At 71.2% G+C, this 21,652-nt stretch carries 17 protein-coding genes; 7 read left to right on the forward strand and 10 right to left on the reverse strand.

Annotation, left to right across the window (positions count from 1 at the left end; translation table 11 throughout):
- Window positions 1–18: 18 nt before the first annotated feature.
- Together AC068B_RS14500 and AC068B_RS14505 are read right to left on the reverse strand one after the other, a co-directional pair.
- Window positions 19–1,314: an MFS transporter gene (locus tag AC068B_RS14500; protein ID WP_478671713.1), complete on the reverse strand. Its 1,296-nt coding sequence runs from the start codon at window positions 1,312–1,314 to the stop codon at window positions 19–21.
- A 69-nt stretch (window positions 1,315–1,383) separates the two neighbouring features.
- Window positions 1,384–2,244: a hypothetical protein gene (locus AC068B_RS14505; protein WP_478671714.1), complete on the reverse strand. Its 861-nt coding sequence runs from the start codon at window positions 2,242–2,244 to the stop codon at window positions 1,384–1,386.
- A 163-nt stretch (window positions 2,245–2,407) separates the two neighbouring features.
- On the opposite strand from AC068B_RS14505, the gene AC068B_RS14510 reads away from it, so the two are divergent.
- Complete coding sequence (locus AC068B_RS14510; protein WP_478671715.1) at window positions 2,408–3,748, forward strand: 6-phospho-beta-glucosidase; 1,341 nt, start codon at window positions 2,408–2,410, stop codon at window positions 3,746–3,748.
- Between the two features lie 7 nt (window positions 3,749–3,755).
- Window positions 3,756–4,145, forward strand: coding sequence for a (2Fe-2S) ferredoxin domain-containing protein (locus AC068B_RS14515; RefSeq protein ID WP_478671716.1), 390 nt, complete (start codon window positions 3,756–3,758; stop codon window positions 4,143–4,145).
- 51 nt (window positions 4,146–4,196) lie between these two features.
- Here AC068B_RS14515 and AC068B_RS14520 read toward each other — a convergent pair whose 3' ends face one another.
- A complete protein-coding gene (locus AC068B_RS14520; protein WP_478671717.1) occupies window positions 4,197–4,955 on the reverse strand; it encodes a GNAT family N-acetyltransferase in 759 nt (252 codons plus the stop codon).
- Window positions 4,952–5,875 carry an NADP-dependent oxidoreductase gene (locus tag AC068B_RS14525; RefSeq protein ID WP_478671718.1) on the reverse strand — a complete coding sequence of 308 codons (924 nt, stop codon included), beginning with the start codon at window positions 5,873–5,875 and terminating at the stop codon, window positions 4,952–4,954. The genes AC068B_RS14520 and AC068B_RS14525 overlap by 4 nt, the downstream gene beginning before the upstream one ends.
- A 158-nt stretch (window positions 5,876–6,033) precedes the next feature.
- Between AC068B_RS14525 and ppk2 the strand changes: the two genes are divergently transcribed.
- Entirely contained in the window at window positions 6,034–6,993 is a 960-nt protein-coding gene (gene ppk2 / locus AC068B_RS14530; RefSeq protein ID WP_478671719.1) for a polyphosphate kinase 2, read from the forward strand.
- A 10-nt stretch (window positions 6,994–7,003) separates the two neighbouring features.
- Here ppk2 and AC068B_RS14535 read toward each other — a convergent pair whose 3' ends face one another.
- Genes AC068B_RS14535 through mgtA form a run of 3 tightly spaced genes read right to left on the reverse strand, consistent with a single transcriptional unit; the run spans window position 7,004 to window position 11,573 of the window.
- Window positions 7,004–7,552 carry a DinB family protein gene (locus tag AC068B_RS14535; RefSeq protein WP_478671721.1) on the reverse strand — a complete coding sequence of 183 codons (549 nt, stop codon included), beginning with the start codon at window positions 7,550–7,552 and terminating at the stop codon, window positions 7,004–7,006.
- Window positions 7,549–8,799 carry a serine hydrolase domain-containing protein gene (locus AC068B_RS14540; RefSeq protein WP_478671722.1) on the reverse strand — a complete coding sequence of 417 codons (1,251 nt, stop codon included), beginning with the start codon at window positions 8,797–8,799 and terminating at the stop codon, window positions 7,549–7,551. Before AC068B_RS14540 ends, AC068B_RS14535 begins: the two co-directional genes overlap by 4 nt.
- Before the next feature lie 44 nt (window positions 8,800–8,843).
- Complete coding sequence (gene mgtA / locus AC068B_RS14545) at window positions 8,844–11,573, reverse strand: magnesium-translocating P-type ATPase (RefSeq protein WP_478671723.1); 2,730 nt, start codon at window positions 11,571–11,573, stop codon at window positions 8,844–8,846.
- A 586-nt stretch (window positions 11,574–12,159) separates the two neighbouring features.
- Here mgtA and AC068B_RS14550 point away from each other — a divergent pair.
- The 3 genes from AC068B_RS14550 (at window position 12,160) to AC068B_RS14560 (ending at window position 17,947) form a co-directional block, all read left to right on the forward strand.
- Window positions 12,160–14,217, forward strand: coding sequence for a phosphocholine-specific phospholipase C (locus tag AC068B_RS14550; RefSeq protein ID WP_478671724.1), 2,058 nt, complete (start codon window positions 12,160–12,162; stop codon window positions 14,215–14,217).
- A 74-nt stretch (window positions 14,218–14,291) separates the two neighbouring features.
- Entirely contained in the window at window positions 14,292–16,871 is a 2,580-nt protein-coding gene (gene valS / locus AC068B_RS14555; protein ID WP_478671725.1) for a valine--tRNA ligase, read from the forward strand.
- Between the two features lie 86 nt (window positions 16,872–16,957).
- Complete coding sequence (locus AC068B_RS14560; protein ID WP_478671726.1) at window positions 16,958–17,947, forward strand: LURP-one-related family protein; 990 nt, start codon at window positions 16,958–16,960, stop codon at window positions 17,945–17,947.
- A gap of 70 nt (window positions 17,948–18,017) precedes the next feature.
- On the opposite strand, the gene AC068B_RS14565 is transcribed toward AC068B_RS14560, so the two are convergent.
- Window positions 18,018–18,929, reverse strand: a complete 912-nt coding sequence (locus AC068B_RS14565; RefSeq protein WP_478671727.1) for a DMT family transporter — start codon at window positions 18,927–18,929, stop codon at window positions 18,018–18,020.
- Window positions 18,926–19,717 (reverse strand): phosphatase PAP2 family protein, encoded by a 792-nt coding sequence (locus AC068B_RS14570; protein ID WP_478671728.1) that lies wholly within the window; start codon window positions 19,715–19,717, stop codon window positions 18,926–18,928. Before AC068B_RS14570 ends, AC068B_RS14565 begins: the two co-directional genes overlap by 4 nt.
- Window positions 19,718–19,877: 160 nt before the next feature.
- On the opposite strand from AC068B_RS14570, the gene AC068B_RS14575 reads away from it, so the two are divergent.
- Window positions 19,878–20,462 (forward strand): TetR/AcrR family transcriptional regulator, encoded by a 585-nt coding sequence (locus AC068B_RS14575; protein ID WP_478671729.1) that lies wholly within the window; start codon window positions 19,878–19,880, stop codon window positions 20,460–20,462.
- A gap of 162 nt (window positions 20,463–20,624) precedes the next feature.
- Here the strand turns inward: AC068B_RS14575 and AC068B_RS14580 are convergent, their stop codons facing one another.
- A complete protein-coding gene (locus tag AC068B_RS14580) occupies window positions 20,625–21,617 on the reverse strand; it encodes a DUF2510 domain-containing protein (protein WP_478671730.1) in 993 nt (330 codons plus the stop codon).
- Window positions 21,618–21,652 lie beyond the last annotated feature (35 nt).

Below are 21,652 nucleotides of genomic sequence, written 5' to 3' on the forward strand. Positions count from 1 at the left end.
GACCGGCAGACGAAGAACTCACCGTTCCAGTGGCACCCGTGCCGTCTCAGGCAACCGCAGATAAACCGCCGAGGAGACAACGCAGAGCACGGCCACGTACACGGGAAACAGCCCAGGAGAGCCGATCTCCTTGAACAGCGTGCCCATGTACGGGGCCGTGCCGCCGAAGAGGGCCACGGTGAGCGAGTACGGGAAGCCGATCCCCGCGGCCCGCACCCGCGCCGGGAACACCTCCGCGTTCACCGCCGCCGAGATCGACGTGAAGCCGGTGAGCAGCACCATGCCCGCGCACTGCACGAGCAGCAGCGAAGTGAACGACCCGGTGAGGGACTTGAGCAGCGGCACGCTCAGGACGGCGAAGCCGATGCCGAAGAAGAGCAGCAGCGGCCTGCGCCCGACCCGGTCGGAGAGCAGCCCGCCGACCGGCTGGAGCAGCGCGAAGAACGCGAGCGAGACCGTGCCCGCGAGGAGCGCCTGGCTCTTGCTGATGTCCGTGTTCAGCTCGGCGTACGTCGGCAGGTACGACGTCCACGTGTAGTAGGCGATGGTGCCGCCCGCGGTGATGCCGCAGATCAGCAGGGACTGGCGCGGATGGTGCCGCAGCGCGTCGAAGAGACCGGGCCGGTCGTCCGGTTTCGCGGGCGCCCGGTGGGTCTCGTGCGCCCCCTGCCTGATCCAGAAGCCGACCAGGCTGAGCGCCGCCCCCACCAGGAAGGGCAGCCGCCAGCCCCAGCCGTCCATCTGCCCGTCGGAGAGCGTGGCGACGAGGAGCGCCGCGACGCCGGACGCGGCGAGCTGGCCCGCGCTCGTGGAGACGTACTGGAAACTGGAGAAGAGGCCGCGCCGTCCGGGGCCCGCCGACTCGACGAGGAAGGTCGTCGACGCGGCGAACTCACCGCCCACGGAGAGCCCCTGGAGCAGCCGGGCGAGTACGAGGACGACCGGGGCGAGCACGCCGACGGCCGCGTACGTCGGGGTCAGGCCGACCAGCAGGCTGCTGCCGCCCATGAGCAGGATCGTGACGGTCAGTGCGGCACGGCGGCCGCGCCGGTCGGCGACCGCGCCCATGAGCAGGCCGCCGACGGGCCGCATGAAGAAGCCCACCGCGAAGACGGCGAAGGTGGAGAGCAGGGGGACGAGCGAATTGCCGGAGCTCTTGGGGAAGACCTGGTCGGCGATGTACGTGGCGAGGAACGTGTACGCGTACCAGTCGTACCACTCGACGGCATTGCCGACCGACGCCGCGAGCAACTGTCGTATCGGGCGCCGCTCATGGCCGGGGACGGCGGCGGTCACCTGGTCGTGCTGTGTCATGATCACGACCTTCCCCTGCCTGGCGGCGCCCCACACGTGCTGTCCGTCAGGCGGACGGGGCGTGTGTGCTCAGCCGGTCGTGGGCTTGTACGCGTACACCGCCGTCGTCACCAGGCACGGCGCGGGCGGCACCACCTCGACGCGCAGGGTGCGGCGCGCGGAGTCGTAGTCGATGCCCTCGGTCTCGAACGAGCCGGAGCAGATGCTGCGCTGCGGCGCGGCGAAGAGGCTCGCGACGCGGCCGGTCACCGGCTTCCCGTCGAGCGGCCGCGCCAGGTCGACCTGGAGGACCGGGCGGTCCTCGGGGAACAGCTCCTTGGACGCGTCGTTCGAGGCGCACACCAGACGCGTGTCGGAGACGAAGTCGCAGCCCTGGATGTCGCGCACCGGCTTGTCGAGCGTGATCTGCCCGGCCTGGGGGAGCGCGCCGCCGGTGGGCGGGGTCGAGGAGTTGAGGAGCGGCGCGGGGAAGACCTGGAGGCGGTTCTGGTCGCCCCACTCGCCGGACACCAGCCACTGGTCGTCGGGGGAGACGGCCGCGAAGGAGTTGTTGAGCTTCTCGCCCGCGTCGAGCTTGTGCTCGTAGAGGTGGCGCTTCCCGTCCGGGGTGGTGACGGCGAACATCTTCGACTTCGCGTCGTCGCCGCCCTGGTAGGCATCGAAGGTGTGGCCGTTCGCGATGTCGGGGTCGCCTATGTGCCCCCAGCCCTTCATGCGCAGGTCCAGGGGTATCGAGGCGAGCCCCCGGTAGAGGAGGCCGCCGTCGGCGCGGCTCGCAAGGCCCTGGCTGCCCGTGAGGGAGTTGACGTGCGAGGTGCCTGACTCCTGCCAGCCACCGGGCGCCGCGGGCGCGGCAGCGGCGCCGCCGCCCGTCATCACCGCCAGGGTGACGGCGCCGAACAGGGCGGTTGATGCCTTCCAGACGGTCATCGGGCGCTACCTCCGTGGGGGGTCGGGACGCTGCGGCGTCATCGTACGTAACGTGCGCCCCGGCGATGTACACAACGCGAAGCCCGATGAGGTACGTAACGTGAACACCGGCGGTACCAGTCCGAAAGAAGCCGAAAGAAGCCCGACAGAAGGCGGTTCAGACGTGAAGCTGGCAATTCTCGGCGGGGGCGGATTCCGCGTGCCGCTCGTGTACGGGGCCCTCCTCGGCGACCGCGCCGAGGGCCGTGTCACCGACGTCGTCCTGCACGACCTCGACGTGGCACGGCTCGGCGCCGTCACCCGCGTCCTCGCCGAACAGGCCGCCGGAATCCCGGACGCGCCCGCCGTCACCGCCACCACCGACCTCGACGAGGCGCTGCGCGGCGCCGACTTCGTCTTCTCCGCCATCCGGGTCGGCGGCCTGGAGGGCCGCGCCGCCGACGAGCGCGTCGCCCTCGACGAGGGCGTCCTCGGACAGGAGACGGTCGGCGCGGGCGGCATCGCCTACGGTCTGCGCACGGTGCCCGTCGCCGTCGACATCGCCCGCCGCGTCGCCCGGCTCGCCCCCGACGCCTGGGTCATCAACTTCACCAACCCCGCGGGCCTGGTCACCGAGGCCATGTCCCGCCACCTCGGGAACCGCGTCATCGGCATCTGCGACTCGCCCGTCGGCCTCGGCCGCAGGGTGGCGCGCGTGCTCGGCGGCAACCCGGACGAGGCGTTCATCGACTACGTCGGCCTCAACCACCTCGGCTGGCTGCGCGGTCTGCGCATCGGCGGCCGCGACGAGCTGCCCCGGCTGCTCGCCGACCCGGCGCTCCTCGGCTCCTTCGAGGAGGGCAGGCTGTTCGGCACGGAGTGGCTCCAGTCGCTCGGTTCGATCCCCAACGAATACCTGCACTACTACTACTTCAACCGCGAGGCCGTACGCGCCTACCAGGACGCCGAGCAGACCCGCGGCGCCTTCCTCCGCGACCAACAGGCCCGATTCTACGAGGAGATGCGGCGCACGGACGCTCCCGCGCTCAGGACCTGGGACGCCACCCGCGCCGAGCGCGAGGCGACGTACATGGCGGAGAACAGGGAAGCGGCGGGCGCGGGGGAGCGGGCCGAACAGGACCTGGAGTCCGGCGGCTACGAACAGGTCGCCCTCGCCCTGATGCGGGCCGTCGCGCGGGACGAGCAGGCGACGCTGATCCTCAACGTCCGCAACGGCACGACCCTCTCCGCGCTGGACGCGGACGCCGTCATCGAGGTGCCGTGCTCCGTCGACGCCAACGGCGCCCACCCCATGGCGGTGTCCCCGCTGCCGGGCCACGCCACCGGCCTGGTGTGCGCGGTCAAGGCGGTCGAGCGCGAGGTGCTCGCGGCGGCGGACAGCGGCTCGTCGGCCACCGCCGTCAAGGCGTTCGCCCTGCATCCGCTGGTCGACTCGGTGGCCGTGGCGCGGCGCCTCGTGGACGGCTACCGGGGGGTGCATCCCGGTCTCGCGTACCTGAGATGATCACCATATGAGTCCCGTCGTCTCCATCGGTGCCGCCGCCCGCCGCCCCTGCACGCTCGTCGTGTGCCGGGGCTGCTGCTGCGGCGACGCGCGCAAGAACCCCGGCATCGACCACGAGTGGCAGCTGGAGCGGCTGCGCTCCGCGGCGGCGGCCTCGCGCGGGCGGTTCACGGTGCGTACGAGCGACTGCCTCGGGCCGTGCGGCCAGGCCAATCTGGTCGTGGTCCAGCCTTCGCACGAGGGGCGCAGGCGGGGCGGCCGTGCGGCCTGGGTCGGCTTCGTCACGGACGACGCGTCGCTCGACGGGATAGTGGCCTGGGCGGCCGCGGGCGGCCCGGGCCTGGCCGAGCCGTCGGCGACGCTCTCGCTCCAGCTGGTGGATCCCCGGGCGGTCTAGTTCAGGCTTCGGGGCCACGAGCAGCGCGATGCCGGAGGCGGAACAGGCCCCTCATTCTTCCCCGGCCGTCGGCTGCCCGGGCACGCGCGCCCCGCGAAACGCGGTCGTCCGCCGCAGCCGGAAGCCGAGCGATTCGTAGAGGCGGATGGCGGGGTTCTCCGCCGAGGTGTGCAGGAACGGCGTCTCGCCGCGGGCCTTGATGCCGTGCGCGACGGCGAGGACGAGGCGGGCCCCCAGGCCCTGGCCGCGGTGCGCCGGGTCGGTGCAGACCGCGCTGATCTCCGTCCAGCCCGGCGGGTGCAGCCGCTCCCCGGCCATCGCGACGAGGGCGCCCCCGCGACGGATGCCCAGATAGGTGCCGAGCTCGACGGTGCGGGGCTCGAACGGGCCCGGCTCCGTGCGCGCGACCAGGTCGAGCATCTCGGGCACGTCGGCGGGTCCGAGCGGCACCGCCTCGGGGTCCGGCGCGGCGGCGACCCCGCCGTCCACGAACTGCACGCCGGGCACGTCGAAGGTCGGCTCCCACCCGTCGGGCGGGCGCACCGTCGTCCCGAGTAGCGGCACCTCGGCCCCGGCCCCGGCGAACGCGGCCAGATCCGCCCAGTCGGCGGCCGTCACCCCGTCGGGCAGCGCGAGCCACGGCGACACGTCGACCGGATACCGCACCACGCGGCCGTGCCACTCGGCGAAATGCGCGTGGGGGCCGGTGAGGGAGGCGTAGGCGGGATTGTCGAGGGGGTGCGGGACCCGCGCGGCCTCCGCCACGACACCGGCATTCCCGGTGCCTTCCGCCTCCGTCAGCGCCGTCATGCCGCGACCTCGATCACGACCTTGCCCTGCGCATGGCGGCCCTCCACCGCGCGCAGCGCGTCGCCCGCGCGGTCCAGGGGGTACGTCGCCGTCACGTGCGGACGCAGTACGCCCGCGACGGCGAGAAGTGCGACCTCGTCCAGGACCGCCGACGTGCGGGCCCGCACCACCGGCGCGCCACCCAGTTCGGCCACGGTCTCCTTGGCCGCCGCCGTGATCAGCTTCCCGCGGTCGGTCAGCAGCTCCGCCACCTCGGCCAGGTCCGCGCCGCCCACGAGGTCGAAGACGGCGTCGACGCGACCGCCCGGCACCGCCTCGCGCACGCGCTCGGCGAGCCGGGGGCCGGACGGCACGTGGACGGCGCCGAGGGACTCGACGAACTCCTGCTTGCCCGCGCTCGCCGTGCCCACCACCCGCAGCCCGAAGTGCCTGCCGATCTGGACCGCGGCCACCCCGACGCCGCCCCCGGCGCCCGTGATCAGCAGCGTCGCACCGGTGGGCAGATCCAGTTGCCGCAGCCCGTCGTACGCGGTCGCCGCCGCGACCGGCAGCGTGGCCGCGTCCGGGTAGGAGAGCGTGTCCGGCTTGTGGGCGGCGATGTCGGCGGGGACCAGCGTGAACTCCGCGTACCCGCCGGTGACCGGATTGCCGAAGACCGGGTCGCCGACCGCGAACCCCTCGACGCCGGGCCCCACGCCCCGTACGACCCCGGCGACCTCGCTGCCGAGCACCTCGTGACCGGCCATCGGCGCCTGCCCGGGGCGCCGCTTGCCCGCCCGCAGTTTCCAGTCGACCGGGTTGACACCGGCCGCGCGCACCGCGACGAGCAGCTGCCCGGGACCCGGCTCCGGTATCGCGAGGTCGAGGAAGGCTTCCACCTCGGGACCCCCGTGTCGGGTGAATGCGTAAGCCTTGGGCATCTGGATCCCTCACCATCCCGCTCATCGATGTTCCATCAGGAATGACCATCAAGATCCCCCGGCTATTCCCGACGGAGGTTCCCGGCGCGACAGCGGGTGCTGATCCGTGGTCGCGCGGGCAAGCTGTCGGGTGAGGCGTCGAGGGAGAGGGCAGTGCGGTGGTGCCGACCGGCGGGAACGAGGACGATCTGCTCCAGGGGCTTTCGGTGGACGAGGCGCGCCCGGAGCGCCCGGTGCTCCTCGACCGGCAGGGGCGGCCCCTGCGGACATGGCGGGAGAACTACCCGTACACGAAGAAGCTGGACCGCAAGGCGTACGAGCGGGGCAAGCGGATCCTGCAGATCGAACTGCTCAAGCTGCAGAAGACGGTGCGTGACCAGGGGCTGCGCATCGCGGTGCTGTGTGAGGGGCGTGACGCGGCGGGCAAGGGCGGCACGATCAAACGGTTCACCGAGCGCCTGAACCCGCGCGGTGCCCGGACCGTGGCGCTGGACAAGCCCACCGAGCGCGAGGCGGGACAGTGGTACTTCCAGCGGTACGCCGCCCAGCTGCCGTCGGCGGGCGAGATCGTCTTCTTCGACCGGTCCTGGTACAACCGCGCGGGCGTCGAGCCGGTGATGGGGTTCTGCACCCCCGACGAGCACCAGCACTTCCTGCGGCAGGCTCCGCTCTTCGAGAGGATGATCACCGACGACGGCATCGTCCTCATCAAGTTCTGGTTCTCCGTCTCCCGGGCCGAACAGCGCACGCGGTTCGCGATCCGGCAGGTCGACCCGGTGCGCCAGTGGAAACTGTCCTCCACCGACGTCGCCTCGCTCGACCTGTGGGACGCGTACACGTACGCGAAGGTCGAGATGTTCCGGGCCACGGACGCGCCGTACGCCCCGTGGACCGTCGTGAAGACCAACGACAAGCGGCGCGGCCGCCTCGAAGCCATGCGGCACCTCCTGCTGCAGCTCGACTACGAGGCGAAGGACACGGAGGCCGTCGGCAAGGCCGACCCCCTGATCATCGGCCCTGCCAACACACTGCTGGAACCCGGGGAGGACCCCACGGACCTGTCACCCAGCAAGCTCGCGGACAAGGGCCGGGGGCCCGGCGACCACCCCGAGGCGTGACCTCACCCGGTCAGAGACCGACCGCCCCGTCGATCCGCTCCCGGAGCAGGTCGGCGTGGCCGTTGTGGCGCGCGTACTCCTCGATCATGTGCAGCAGCACCCAGCGCAGCGACACCGTGCCGAGCCAGGAGTTCTGCCCCTCGACATCGAGATCGGCGGCCTCGTCGACGAACTTCTCGGCGAACTCCACCTCGGCGTGCCACGCCTCCCAGGCCGCGGCGACCGCGCCGGGATCCGCCACCGCTCCGTCGAAGTCCTCGTCGGCGTTGTCGGGCGTGGCGTACAGGAGCGGCACGTCCTGACCGGCGAGGTCCCGCCGGAACCAGCGGCGCTCCACGTCGGTGAGGTGCCGGACCAGACCGAGCAGCGACAGCGCGGAAGGCTCGACGGACCGTCGGTCCAACTCCGCCTCCAGACCACGGCACTTGATCTCCAGCGTCTCGCGGTGGGCCCGCAAGAAGCTGACGAGCATGGTCCGTTCGTCGCCGGTGGTCACCTCGCCGTACCGGGGGTCTTTCGATTCGCCCGTGAAGAAGACGGCTCTTCTGCGTGAAGTCATGCCCCCATCATCGGCCCCTGCACAGAACCCCGTTGACGCAGTCCCTCGTACAGCGCTCCGACCAGATGGATGCTGCGCAGATCCTCGCCCGAGGTACCCGCCCCCATGCGGTTCATCGTGTACGCGTACGAGACGCCGTTCTCCGGGTCGGCGAAGGCGTACGACCCGCCCGCGCCGCCGTGCCCGAACGCGCGGGGGTTGGGGCCCGCCTGCCCGTACTGGTTGAGCATGTAGCCGACGCCCCACGGCCAGGTCTCGGCGAGCGGCGTGCCCGCCCGCAGGACGAGATCCGGCTCGTCGTCCTCGCTCTGCCGGGTGCGCAGCCGCTCCACGGCGCCGGACGAGAGGAGCCGCCCGCACGCCAACTCCGCGTACACGGCGGCGATTCCACGGGCGGTGGCGTGTCCGTTGGCCGCGGGTATCTCCGCGCATCGGTAGGCCGCGGCGTTCACGTCGCCGAGCGGCAGGTACTGGAGCGCCAGCGTGACCGGCGCCATCGGATGGTCCGTCAGACCGCTGACGGGAGGCTTCGGCGCCTCACCGAACACGGTGCGCGAGGAAGAGGAAGAGGAGGCGGGCGGGGACGCGGGCGCCTCCGTCGCGCGGACCGGCGGCGCCATGTCCGCGCACCGCCCGTGCTCGCTCTCCGGCGTGCCGACGTGCACGTCGGCGTCCAGCGGCCCGGTCACCTCGGCGCGCAGGAACGTCCCGAGCGAGACACCCGTGATGCGCCGCACGACCTCGCCGACCAGGAAGCCGAAGGTCACCGCGTGGTAGCCCTGGGCGGTGCCTGGCCGCCACCACGGCCGGGTCGCCGCCAGCGCCTTGGTCACCTTCTCCCAGTCGTACACCGCGCCCGGCGCCATGGGCTCGCCCGGCGCGATCAGCCCGGCACGGTGACTGAGCAGCCAGCGCACCGGGATGTCGGCCTTGCCCTCCTGGGCGAACTCGGGCCAGTACCGCGCGACCGGCGCGTCTAGGTCCAACTCGCCGCGGTCGACCAGGAGATGGGCGCAGAGAGCCGTCATCCCCTTGGTCGTGGAGTAGACGTTGACCAGGGTGTCCCGCTCCCAGCGGCGGGTGCCGGTCCGGTCCGCGTCGCCGCCCCACAGGTCGACGACGAGCTCGCCGCCGACCGTGGCCGCGACGGCGGCCCCGAGTTCGTCGCGCTCGGTGAAGCTCCGCTCGAACTCCGCTCGCACGCCCTCGAATCCGGGGGCGCAGGTGCCGTGGACGCGCACAGTCATGCCGTGCATGGTTGCCCACGGCACCTAGCTTTGCAAGATGCCCGCTACAGCCAGCTGCCGTAGCGCCGGATGTACCAGCCCTTCACCGTCTGGGTGAGCGCGCAGTACGCGAGCAGCGTCCCGAACAGCCACGGGAAGTAGCTCATCGGCAGCTTCTCCATCGACAGCGCCGTGGCCAGCGGGGAGAACGGCAGCCAGAGGCCGAGGACCATCACCGCGCCCGTCATCACCAGCACCGGCAGCGAGGCGCGGGACTGGACGAACGGGATCTTCCGCGTGCGGATCATGTGCACGATGAGGGTCTGGGACAGCAGCCCCTCCACGAACCAGCCCGTCTGGAACAGGGTCTGCTGTGCGGGGGAGTTGGCCTGGAAGACGTACCACATCACCAGGAACGTCGTGATGTCGAAGACCGAGCTGATCGGGCCGATCCGGACCATGAACCGGCCGATGCCCTTCGCGTCCCAGGTCTGCGGCTTCCTCAGGTACTCCTTGTCCATGCGGTCCCACGGGATCGCCAGCTGGCTGACGTCGTAGCAGAGGTTCTGCACCAGGAGGTGGATGGCGAGCATCGGCTGGAAGGGGATGAAGGCCGAGGCGACCAGGACCGAGAAGACGTTCCCGAAGTTGGACGACGCCGTCATCTTGATGTACTTGATGGTGTTGCCGAACGTCTGACGGCCCATCAATACGCCCTGCTCCAGGACCATCAGGTCCTTCTTCAGCAGGATGATGTCCGCGGACTCCTTGGCGATGTCCACGGCCGTGTCGACGGAGACGCCCACATCGGCCTCGCGCAGCGCCGCCGCGTCGTTGATGCCGTCCCCGAGGAAGCCGACCGTGTGCCCGTCGGCCTTCAGGGCGCGCACGATCCGTGCCTTCTGGACCGGGTTGACCTTCGCGAACACCGTGGTCGTACGGGCCAGTTCGATCAGTTCGACGTCGTCGACCAGGTCGATCGTGGCGCCGGTGATCAGCTCCCCGGTGTCCAGGCCGACGTCGGCGCAGACGCGCGCGGCGACCAGTTCGTTGTCGCCGGTGACGACCTTGACCGCGACGCCGTTCTCGGCGAGTGCGCGCAGCGCGTCCGCCGCGTCCTTCTTCGGCGGGTCGAGGAAGGCGAGGAACCCGACGAGCGTCAGCTCCGTCTCGTCGGCCACCGAGTAGGTCTCGCGCTCGGCGGTGTCGGGGTCGACGGGGAAGGTGCGGACGGCGACCGCGAGGACCCGCAGGCCCTCCCGGTTGTGCCGCTCGGTGAGGTGCGTGACCTGGGCGCGCAGCTCCCGGCTGAGCGCCACGCGCTCGCCGCGGTCCATCAGGTGGCCGCACCGGTCCAGGACTTCCTCGACCGCGCCCTTGGTGATGAGCGTGTGCTCGAAGACGGGTCCTGAGAGGTCGCTGCGGCGCAGGACCACGGACATCCGGCGGCGGGCGAAGTCGAAGGGGATCTCGTCGATCATCGTGAAGAGATGGTCGACGACAACCTCCTCGGCCTCGTCGACCCGGTCGATGACCGCCTGGTCCATGAGGTTGCGGAGCCCCGTCTGGAAGTGGGAGTTCAGATACGCGTACTCGAGCACCTCGCGGTCCTCCTCGCCGCGCGTGCCGAGATACCGGTCGAGGACGATGCGGTCCTCGGTGAGCGTGCCGGTCTTGTCAGTGCACAGGACGTCCATCGCGCCGAGGTTCTGGATCGCGTTGAGCTGCTTGACGACGACCTGGTGCTTCGACAGGGCGACGGCACCGCGCGCCAGGTTCGCCGAGACGACCATCGGCAGCATCTCGGGGGTGAGCCCGACCGCCACGGAGATCGAGAACAGCAGGGCCTGGTCCCAGTCGCCCTTGGTGAAGCCGTTGATCGCGAAGACGACCGGGACCATCACGAGCATGAAGCGGATCAGCAGGAAGCTGACCCTGCGCACGCCGACGTCGAACGCGGTCTGCGGGCGATCGCCGGTCAGCGCGCTCGCCATCGAGCCGAAGTAGGTGTGCGCGCCGGTCGCGACGACCACGCCGGTCGCCGTGCCGGAGGTCACCGACGTGCCCATCAGGCAGAGGTTGTCGGCCTCCACGGGGTCCGTGGTGGTCTGCTGGCCCAGGTCGTGGGCGCGCGTGTCGGCCTTGGCGACGGGCAGCGACTCGCCGGACAGTGCGGCCTGGCTGACCATCAGGTCCTTGGCGGTGAGCAGCCGCAGGTCGGCCGGGACCATGTCGCCCGCGGCGAGCCGCACGAGGTCGCCGGGGACGACCTGCTCCATCGGGACCTCTTCGGTGGCCGGGGTTTCGCCCCAGCGGCGCGAGACCGCGCAGGAGGTGGTGACCAGCTTCTTGAGTGCCTCGGCCGACCGGGTGGAGCGGCACTCCTGCCAGAACCGGAGCAGCGCGCTGATCAGCACCATCGAGGTCAGGATGTAGACGTCGGGGTCGGCCGGGTCCTGCCAGTACATGACGGCGGCGAGGACGACGAGCACCCCGATGAAGGGGTTCCAGAAGGACTTGGCGAGCTGCACGGACCAGTGCGGTGCGCGCTCGTGGGCGACGGCGTTCTCGCCGTACCGCTCGATGCGCTCAAGGACCTGGTCCTGACGGAGGCCGCGGGTGGTGGCGTTGAGCTCGCGCAGCACGTCGCTGGCGGGGCGCGCGCTCAGTTCGGCGAGCCTGGCGCCGACTTCGCGGGTGCGGGCGTCGAGTTCGGCGGCCTTGCGGGTACGGGGGGCGGGGCGGGGGTTCTCGCCTGGCGGGGCCAGGCGTACCTGGGGAATCAGCTTGTTCATGGCAGACCTCCCTCCGTGCGGGGCATGACGAGGCAGACCCGGGCACGAGGACGTGGATGTGTGAATGCGGGGTGAAGAATTTTCCGGCGTGCCGAGGGCGATGTGCCGTCGGCGGGCGGAGCCGTCGCCGCACTATCAGTGCGACGGAGAAGGGGAAACAGCGGCGGAAAGCGCCTCAGAAGCGGTGGAAAGCTGCCACCGGCCTCAAAAAGAGGTCATCACCCATGAAAGTGCCCCATCACCCGGGGGAGATGGCCACCGGCTGTGGAAGGCAGCTTCGAAGGGGATGCCTCAGTGAAGATCACCGCTGACGCAAGGACTTCCTTCGGGACTCATCCCGAACACCTCCTTGCGCTCGCGGGACGGAGAAGAACGCGCCACTGATCGGCGCACCGCCAAGTCAGTCACGCGCATTCCTATATGTCAAATGAGTGACGTTCGTCCTGAATGACCGGGACTTGTGTCCTGCCCACGAGAGGTTGGACTTCTCTTCACACGCCCGTCACAGCCCCTTCCGTATCGCTTGCTCCCCTTGGCACACTTCACCCCGCTCGCGTCCCCCACAAAACACGAGGTCGGAATAGTCATGCCTGAACTCAATCGGCGCCGCTTCATGCAGCTGGCTGGCGGCACCGCGACGTTCGCCATGCTCAACCAGAGCATCGCCCGCGCCGCGTCCCTTCCCGCCAGGCGCGCGTCCGGCACCATCAAGGACGTCGAGCACGTCGTGGTGCTCATGCAGGAGAACCGTTCTTTCGACCACTACTTCGGCAAGCTGAAGGGCGTCCGCGGCTTCGGCGACCCGCGCCCGGTGACCCTGCCGAACGGCAAGCCGGTCTGGCAGCAGCCGAACGGCGGCAAGGAAGTGCTGCCGTTCCACCCGGACGCCGAGAACCTCGGCATGCAGTTCATCGCGGGCCTCGACCACGACTGGGCCGGTGGCCACAAGGCGTTCAACAGCGGCGCGTACGACCAGTGGATTCCCGCCAAGACCGAGCGGACGATGGCCTACCTGGAGCGGAACGACATTCCGTTCCACTACGCGCTCGCCGACGCGTTCACGGTCTGCGACGACTACCACTGTTCGTTCATGGGGGCGACCGACCCCAACCGTTATTACATGCTCTCGGGCCACGTCGGCAACGACGGCAAGGGCGGCGGCCCGGTGCTCGGCAACCAGGAGGCGGGCTACGACTGGTCGACGTACGCAGAGCGCCTGGAGCAGGCGGGCGTGAGCTGGAAGGTCTACCAGGACATCGGTGACGGTCTGGACGCGGCAGGACACTGGGGCTGGATCGACGACGCCTACCGCGGCAACTACGGCGACAACTCGCTCCTCTACTTCAACAAGTACCGCAACGCCAAGCCCGGCGACCCGCTCTACGACAAGGCCCGCACCGGCACCAACGCCAAGGCGGGCGACGGCTACTTCGACCTCCTCAAGGCCGACGTGAAGGCCGACAAGCTGCCGCAGGTCTCCTACATCGCCGCCCCCGAGGCGTTCTGCGAGCACCCCAACTGGCCGGTGAACTACGGCGCCTGGTACATCGCGCAGGTCCTGGACGCGCTCACCTCCAACCCCGAGGTGTGGGCGAAGACGGCCCTGTTCATCACGTACGACGAGAACGACGGCTACTTCGACCACATCGTCCCGCCGTACGTGCCCAAGGACGCCAACCAGGGCAAGTCCACCGTCGACACGACGCTCGACTACTTCCCGGGCAGCGCGGGCTACGCGGCCGGGCACTACGGCCTCGGCCAGCGCGTGCCGATGATCGTCGTCTCGCCGTGGAGCACCGGCGGCTTCGTGAACTCCGAGGTCTTCGACCACACGTCGATCATCCGGTTCATGGAGACGCGCTTCGGCGTCAAGGAGCCCAACATCTCGCCGTGGCGCCGCGCGATCTGCGGCGACCTCACGTCCGCCTTCGACTTCAGCGGCAAGGACACCGACCCGGCGAAGCTCCCCGACACGGCCGCCTACGAGCCGCCGGACAAGGAGCGCCACGACGACTACGTGCCCAAGGCGCCCGCGAACCCGGCGCTGCCCAAGCAGGAGTCCGGCTCCCGGCCCGCCCGCGCGCTGCCGTACGTCCCGCTGGTGGACGGCGCCGCGGACCCCGCCGCCGGAAAGTTCACGCTCACGTTCAGCGGCGGCGCCAAGGCCGGTGTCTGCTTCCACGTGCGCTCCGCCAACCGCACCGACGGCCCCTGGACGTACACCACGGAGGCGGGCAAGTCCCTCTCCGACACCTGGAACTCGAAGTACTCCAAGGACGCCTACGACCTCTCCGTCTTCGGTCCGAACGGGTTCCTGCGCACCTTCAAGGGCCCGGGCAAGCAGGCCGGTCCCGAGGTGATCGCCCGCCACGACGGCACCACGGGTAACGTCAAGCTGACCCTGAAGAACGCGGGCAGCGCCGATGTGAACCTCACGGTGACCAACGCCTACGGCGGCGCGGGCCAGACCTTCAAGGTCAAGGCCGGTTCCTCGGTGGAGCACACCGTCGACCTGCGGGCCAGCAAGCGCTGGTACGACCTGACGGTGAAGTCCGACGCCGACGCCGGGTTCCTGCGGCGCTTCGCCGGTCACGTGGAGACCGGCGCGGCGGGCGTCAGCGACCCGGCGATCATCACCGTCTGACGGGGCCCCGGCAGACGTAAGCCGGGAAAAAAGGGGGCGCCTGCGGTCGGCGCGCATGGATAGCATCCAGAGGCATGGCATCCACCCATCGCCGTGCAGGCGCCCCCGAGAAGCCCGTCCTCGACGGGCTCGAAGCGAAGTGGTCTCGGCGATGGGACGAGTCGGGCGTATTCGCCTTCGACCGCTCGAAGAGCCGGGACGAGATCTTCTCCATCGACACCCCGCCGCCCACCGTCAGCGGCTCGCTGCACGTCGGCCACGTCTTCTCGTACACGCACACCGACACCATCGCCCGCTACCAGCGCATGCGCGGCAAGGAAGTCTTCTATCCCATGGGATGGGACGACAACGGGCTGCCGACCGAGCGCCGCGTCCAGAACCACTTCGGCGTCCGCTGCGACCCCGCCCTGCCGTACGACCCGGACTTCACCCCGCCCGAGACCCCCGGCAAGCGGCAGCTGCCCGTCTCCCGGCGGAACTTCATCGAGCTCTGCGAGCGGCTCACGGTCGAGGACGAGAAGGTCTTCGAGGAGCTGTGGCGCCACCTCGGCCTGTCCGTCGACTGGTCGCACGGCTACCAGACCATCGACGCCGAGTCCCGCGCCGCCTCGCAGCACGCGTTCCTGGAGAGCCTCGGGCGCGGTGACGCGTACCTCGCGCAGGCGCCCACCCTGTGGGACGTCACCTTCCGCACGGCGGTCGCGCAGGCCGAACTGGAGGACAGGGACCGGCCCGCCGCCTACCACCGGCTGGCCTTCCACCGGGCGGACGACACCTCCGGGCCCACGGCCCCCGTCCTGATCGAGACGACCCGGCCGGAGTTGCTGCCCGCCTGTGTCGCCCTGGTCGCTCACCCGGACGACGAGCGCTACCGCCCGCTGTTCGGCACGACGGTCCGCACACCGCTCTTCGACGTCGAGGTCCCCGTCCTCGCACACCCGCTCGCCACCCCCGACAAGGGCACCGGCATCGCGATGGTCTGCACGTTCGGCGACACCACCGACGTGACGTGGTGGCGCGAACTGCGCCTCGAAACCCGGCCGGTGATCGGCTGGGACGGCCGCTTCCTCGCCGAACCGCCGAGCGGCGTCTCCACCGCGCCCGCCGTCGAGGCGTACGCGCAGCTGGCGGGCGCCACCGCGCACACCGCCCGCGAGCGCGTCGTCGCGATGCTGCGTGAGAGCGGCGACCTCAAGGGCGAGCCGCGCGCCGTCACGCACGCGGTGAAGTTCTTCGAGAAGGGCGACAAGCCCCTGGAGATCGTCACGACCCGCCAGTGGTACGTCCGCAACGGCGGCCGGGACGCTGCCCTGCGCGACCGGCTCCTGGCCCGCGGCACGGAGCTCACCTGGCATCCGCCGCACATGCGGATCCGCTACGAGAACTGGGTCGGCGGCCTCAACGGCGACTGGCTGATCAGCCGCCAGCGGTTCTTCGGCGTCCCGATCCCCGTCTGGTACCCCTTGGACGCAGCCGGGCAGCCCGACCACGCCCACCCGATCGTCCCGGACAGGGCCGTCCTGCCCGTCGACCCGAGCGCGGACACCCCGCCCGGCTATGAGGCGGCACAGCGCGGCGCGCCGCACGGCTTCACCGGCGACCCGGACGTCATGGACACCTGGGCGACGTCGTCGCTCACCCCGCAGATCGCCGGGAAGTGGCGCTCCGACCCCGACCTGTTCGCACGGGTCTTCCCGATGGACCTGCGCCCCCAGTCCCACGAGATCATCCGCACCTGGCTGTTCGCCACGGTCCTGCGCGCCCACACCGCGCACGACGCGCTGCCCTGGCGCCACGCGGCGATCTCCGGCTGGATCCTGGACCCCGACCGCAAGAAGATGTCGAAGACCAAGGGCAACGTCGTCACGCCGGGCCACCTCCTGGAGCAGTACGGCTCGGACGCGGTCCGCTACTGGGCGGCGAGCGGCCGCCCCGGCACGGACACGGCGTTCGACGTGGGCCAGATGAAGATCGGCCGCCGCCTCGCCACGAAGCTGCTGAACGTCGGCAAGTTCGTCCTGAGCCTGGGCGACGCGGACGCCGAGGCCGCCGTCACGGAGTCCGCCGTCACGGAGCCGCTGGACCGCGCCCTCCTCGCCGCGCTGGCGACGACCGTCGACGAGGCCACCACGGCCTTCGAGGCGTTCGACTACGCACGCGCCCTGGAGCGTACGGAGCAGTTCTTCTGGCACTTCTGCGACGACTACGTCGAACTGGTCAAGGCCCGTGCGTACGGCGACCACGGCGACGCCGCCGCCACGGAGTCCGCACGGGCCGCGCTCCGTACGGCGCTCGACGTCCTGCTGCGGCTCTTCGCGCCGGTCCTGCCGTTCGTCACGGAGGAGGTCCGGTCCTGGTGGCAGGAGGGCTCGGTCCACCGTGCGGCCTGGCCGAGCGGGGCGGAGACGCGGCGGTACGCGGGGGATGCGGCGGTCCTCGTCACGGCCTCGGAGGCCATCGCGGCGGTCCGCAGGGCCAAGTCGCAGGCGCGCCTCTCGATGCGCGCGGAGGTCGCGAGGGCGACGGTCACGGCACCGCGCGCGGTCCTGGACCACTTCGCGTCGGCCGCGGGCGACGTCCGGGCGGCGGGCAGGATCGGTGCGGTGGAGCTTCGGGAGGCGGCGGGTTCCCTTGAGGTGGAGGTCGCGTTCTGAGCGTGCCGCGGCCCGGGGTGAGTCGGAGGTCACAACGACGCAAGGGACTGGCGGGCGGCCCATATGTGGGGGGTAGGGTCACCCGGGTGACAACGCATTCGAACACTCCTGCAGGCTGGTACCCGGACCCGCACGGCGCGCCCCAGCTGCTGCGCTGGTGGGACGGCTCCCAGTGGACGGACCACACCAATCCGGCCCCACAGGGCGGCCAGCAGCAGGCTCCGGCCCAGCAGGCCCAGGCCCAGCAGGTCCCGCAGCAGGCGCAGGCTCCGGCCGCCCAGCAGCAGGGGCAGTTCGGCCAGCCGCAGGGCCAGCAGGCCCCGCAGGGTCAGTTCGGCCAGCCGCAGACCCACGCGCTGCAGGGCCAGTTCGGCCAGCCGCAGGCGGCCCCGCAGGGCGCGCCCGCGGCCGACCCGGCCAAGGTGCAGCGCCAGGTGCAGCAGCAGGCCGGTGTCGCGCCGTCCGCGCAGGGCGGCGGCACGCTGTTCACGGAGCCGGTCCTGGTCGTGAACCAGAAGGCCAAGCTCATCGAGCTGACGAACGAGTACAGCGTCATGGACCAGTCGGGCAACACGCTCGGCTCGGTCGTCCAGGTCGGCCAGAGCACGCTGAAGAAGGTCGCCCGCTTCGTCTCCAGCGTCGACCAGTTCATGACGCACAAGCTGGAGATCCGCGACGCGTACGGCCAGCCGCAGATGATGCTGACCCGCCCCCGCAAGTTCATGAAGTCGCGGGTCATCGTCGAGCGCGCGGACGGCCAGCCGATCGGCGAGATCGTCCAGCAGAACATGATCGGCAAGATCAACTTCGGCATGATGGTGAACGGCCAGCAGGTCGGCGCGATCAAGGCGGAGAACTGGCGCGCCTGGAACTTCTCGATCGTCGACCACGCGGACAACGAGGTCGCCCGGATCACGAAGACCTGGGAAGGCCTCGCCAAGACGATGTTCACGACGGCGGACAACTACGTCCTGCAGATCCACTACCAGCTGCCCGAGCCGCTCCTGAGCCTGGTCGTGGCGACCGCGCTCACCGTGGACACGGCCCTGAAGCAGGACGCCCGCGGCTTCGGGTGACCTGATCCCTCTGGCATGACAACGGCGCCGGTCGCCCCCTCCGTAGGGGCGACCGGCGCCGTTCTGCGTTTCAGGGCCGCGACAGATGCAGCGCGGCCGGTTCCACCGGCTGGCCCGGGATCGAGGCGAGGTACTCCGGGACGGGCTCGTGCGTGGGGGCCCTGGGCGAGCGGGTGAGCACCACGACTCCGTACGCCGCCACCCCCGCCCCCGCCACCGCGAGGAGGATGCCGCCGATCCCGCCCTGCAGCCGCTCGCCGAGCAGGGTTACGCCGATCACCGAGGCGGCGAGGGGGTTGGCGAGCGTCACGACGGCGAGGGGTGCGCCGAGGCCGCCGCGGTAGGCGGTCTGCGAGAGCAGGAGGCCCCCGGCGGCGAGCGCCGCCACCAGCAGCGCCACGATGACCACCTGCGGGCTGAGCAGCGGCCCCGAGCGGTCCGTCACGGCGACCGTCAGGGTCTGGGTGAGCGCCGACGCGACACCCGACGCGAAGCCGGAAGCGGTCGCGTGCCGCAGTCCGGGGCGGGTGCCGGGGCGGGAAAGCAGCCCGATGACCGCCATGGTCGTGGCGGCGACGGTCAGCGCCTCGGGCACGGTCAGGCTGTCGTCGGGCGCCGGTCCCGACGCGGTGAGCAGCAGCGCGCCGAGACCGATGAGCGTGAGCCCCGTGCCGCGCCACTCCAGACGGGTCACGCGGCGCCCCGCGAGCCGCGCTCCGAGCGGCACGGCGGCGACGAGGGTGAGCGCTCCCAGCGGCTGGACCAGCGTGAGCGGCCCGTACTTCAGGGCGGCCACGTGCAGCAGCGCCGCGGAGGCGTTGAGTCCGACGGAGGACCACCAGGCGCCGCTGCCGAGCATCCGCAGGATCCCGCTCTCGCCCTCCTGGACGCGGGAGGCGAGCCGCTCCTGGGCGACCGCCGCGGCGGCGTACGCGGCCGCGGAGACGAGGGAGAGGGCGACGGCGAGCAGTGTGGCGTTCATCGGCCCGCCCCCGAGGTGATCAGTTCCGGTGCGGGCGCCGAGCGGCGCACGACCGGTGAGCGTCCGGGGCGGGGCAGGCGGATCACCGCGAGCGCGATGCCGAGCAGCACGGCCGCCGCGATCGCGTCGAGCCAGTAGTGGTTGGCGGTGCCCACCACCACGAGCAGGGTCAGCAGGGGGTGCAGCAGCCACAGCCAGCGCCACCGCGACGAGGTGGCGACGATCATGCCGACGGCGACCATCAGCGCCCAGCCGAAGTGCAGGGAGGGCATGGCGGCGAACTGGTTCGCCATGGTGTCGGTCGCGGGCTTGGCGGCGTACACCGAGGGCCCGTACACCTGCGCCGTGTCCACGAGGTGCGCGGCGCCCAGCATCCGCGGGGGAGCGAGCGGGAAGCCGAGGTGCAGCACGAGAGCGGCCGCGGTGAGCGCGGCGAGCACCCGGCGCGTCCACACGTACTGCCGGGGCCTGCGCAGATACAGCCAGACCAGGAACAGCAGGGTCGCCGGGAAGTGCACGGTCGCGTAGTACGTGTTCGCGACGTGGATCAGCGTGTCGCTGCTGAGCAGGGCGTCCTGCACGGCGCCCTCGCCGGGCAGGCGCAGGGCGCGCTCGGCGTTCCACACGCCGTGCGCGTTGTCGAAGGCCTCGCCGGTGTGGCCGTTGGCGAGCTGCCTGCCGAACTTGTAGACGAGGAAGAGTCCTACGACGAGGAGGAGCTCGCGGACGAGGGGTGGTCGGACCGATATGTCCGGCTCCCGTTCGGCAGGCTCGGTTCGGGATTCCATCCCCCGGCCCCTTTACGTGATGACTGGGTAGTGCGGTGCTGAGTGAGGGATCGCCCCACTCATCGATACGCCAGTGTACCGATACGGAGGCGTACCGGTACACTGGCGTATCGAAAGGTGCCGATCCCGCAGGTCGGCCGCCGTACCCAGGAGAAGAGTCATGACGTCGACGTCGAACCGCTCGAAGATCACGCCGGAGCGTGAGCAGGAGTTCTACGACGCCGTCCTCGACCAGCTCCGCCGGTGCGGGTACGAGGCGCTGACCATGGAAGGCGTGGCCGCGAGCACGCGCTGCAGCAAGTCCACGCTCTACCGCCAGTGGAAGACCAAGCCCCAGTTCGTGGCCGCCGCGCTGCGCGCCAATCGCTGTGTGCGGTTCGCGGGCATCGACACCGGCAGCCTCGCCGGGGACCTGCGGGAGGCGGCCCGCGCGGCCGGCGAGCAGTCGGGGCGCGACACGATGCTGGTCCAGGCGCTCAGTCATGCCGTTCTGCAGGACGCGGACCTGCAGCGGGTGCTGCGCGAGACGCTGGTCGAGCCGGAGCTGCAGGCCATGGCCGCGATCATCCGGCGGGGCGTCGAGCGCGGCGAGATCGCCGAGGGACACCCGGCGGTGGAGTTCCTCTCGGTGCAGCTGTTCGGCGTGCTGCGGGCCCGGCCGATCCTGGAGGGGGCGTACGCCGACGAGGAGTACGTGACCCGTTTCGTGGAGGCCTGCGTGCTCCCCGCACTGGGCCTCACTTGATCGTGGGCCCGGGGCCGGTTGGATGACGTGACCCGGGCTCGCCCGCGCCGCACCGTGGGGACGGGGGCGGCGCGCACCCCCGGGCCGGGCGGTGTTCCTCCTGAGCGGTGAGGAACCCCGCCCGGCCCCGTGGTGTGCGGGGCCGCACGTCCGGTGGCCGCGCTACACGTCCTGGCCGTTCCCGCCGCCGCTCTCGCCGACCGGGCCGACCTTGATGCCCTTCGCGATCTTGTCCATGGCGGACTGCGACGGGGCCTCGTCGTTGACGTCGATGCCCATGCGGACGATGACGATCTTCGACTTGTCGGCGGGGGACGGGAAGGCGAGCGACTCGACGTACCCGTCGTCGCTCTTCTCCGTGACGGCCTCCCAGCGGACGTAGTAGCCCTTCTGCCCCGCCACGGTGACGGCCTCGGAGGCCAGCACCTTGTGCGAGGTGATCCTGCCGTAGGTCTTGCCGCCGTACCCGGCCTTGGCGTTCTTCTTGATGTCCGCCTTGGCCGCCGCCTCGGGCGTCTCGGCGTCGAGCTTCAGCTGCTCGGCCGACTGCGAGAAGGCGCTGCCGCGGGTGCACTGCTCGCTCTTGTTGCCGGGGCAGGGGATCGGGTCGGTCTGCACCCCGGCGCCGAACTCCGTGCTTCCGCCCTTCCAGCCGTCCGGCACGGGAATCTTGATGCCGTTCACCACGTCGCTGGCGAAGCCCGGGTCCTGCTCAGGGGCCTGCGGGTCGGGCGCGCCCGGCGAACCGGGCGCCCGTGGCGACTCCGGGGAGCCCGGTTCCTGCGGTTCCTGCGGGACACCGGCCGACGGCTCCCTGACCGCGGAGCCGCCGCCGTCACCGTCGTCGTCGGAGGTCAGGGCGTACACGCCCCCGCCTATCCCGGCGAGGACGACGAGCACCACGCCCGCGGCTATCGCCACGCGCAGCTTGCGACGCGGGGCGGGGGCCGGGGGCGGGGCCTGGCCGGGGTACGCCGGAAAAGCCGCCTGGGTCGGCTCGGTCGGCTGCGTCGGGTATGCCGGGTGTGCCGCGGTGTCGGCGGTGGCACGGACCTGGTCCGTCCACGAGGTCCCGTCCCACCAGCGCTCGGTGGGAGGACCGTCGGCGGTCCGGCCGGGGTCGGGGTACCAGCCCGGGGGAGTCATCTGGGTCATGGCCGCCAGCGTATGAGCCCCGCGTGAAAGGCGGA

Source organism: Streptomyces sp. NPDC042371 (assembly GCF_056437465.1).

Excerpts from the sequence above, each read along its gene's own strand:
- AC068B_RS14500 (WP_478671713.1), bottom strand. The coding sequence starts at position 1,314 with ATGACACAGCACGACCAGGTGACCGCCGCCGTCCCCGGCCATGAGCGG.
- AC068B_RS14505 (WP_478671714.1), bottom strand. The coding sequence starts at position 2,244 with ATGACCGTCTGGAAGGCATCAACCGCCCTGTTCGGCGCCGTCACCCTG.
- AC068B_RS14515 (WP_478671716.1), top strand. The coding sequence starts at position 3,756 with ATGAGTCCCGTCGTCTCCATCGGTGCCGCCGCCCGCCGCCCCTGCACG.
- AC068B_RS14520 (WP_478671717.1), bottom strand. The coding sequence starts at position 4,955 with ATGACGGCGCTGACGGAGGCGGAAGGCACCGGGAATGCCGGTGTCGTG.
- AC068B_RS14525 (WP_478671718.1), bottom strand. The coding sequence starts at position 5,875 with ATGCCCAAGGCTTACGCATTCACCCGACACGGGGGTCCCGAGGTGGAA.
- AC068B_RS14535 (WP_478671721.1), bottom strand. The coding sequence starts at position 7,552 with ATGACTTCACGCAGAAGAGCCGTCTTCTTCACGGGCGAATCGAAAGAC.
- AC068B_RS14540 (WP_478671722.1), bottom strand. The coding sequence starts at position 8,799 with ATGACTGTGCGCGTCCACGGCACCTGCGCCCCCGGATTCGAGGGCGTG.
- mgtA (WP_478671723.1), bottom strand. The coding sequence starts at position 11,573 with ATGAACAAGCTGATTCCCCAGGTACGCCTGGCCCCGCCAGGCGAGAAC.
- AC068B_RS14550 (WP_478671724.1), top strand. The coding sequence starts at position 12,160 with ATGCCTGAACTCAATCGGCGCCGCTTCATGCAGCTGGCTGGCGGCACC.
- valS (WP_478671725.1), top strand. The coding sequence starts at position 14,292 with ATGGCATCCACCCATCGCCGTGCAGGCGCCCCCGAGAAGCCCGTCCTC.
- AC068B_RS14565 (WP_478671727.1), bottom strand. The coding sequence starts at position 18,929 with ATGAACGCCACACTGCTCGCCGTCGCCCTCTCCCTCGTCTCCGCGGCC.
- AC068B_RS14570 (WP_478671728.1), bottom strand. The coding sequence starts at position 19,717 with ATGGAATCCCGAACCGAGCCTGCCGAACGGGAGCCGGACATATCGGTC.
- AC068B_RS14575 (WP_478671729.1), top strand. The coding sequence starts at position 19,878 with ATGACGTCGACGTCGAACCGCTCGAAGATCACGCCGGAGCGTGAGCAG.
- AC068B_RS14580 (WP_478671730.1), bottom strand. The coding sequence starts at position 21,617 with ATGACCCAGATGACTCCCCCGGGCTGGTACCCCGACCCCGGCCGGACC.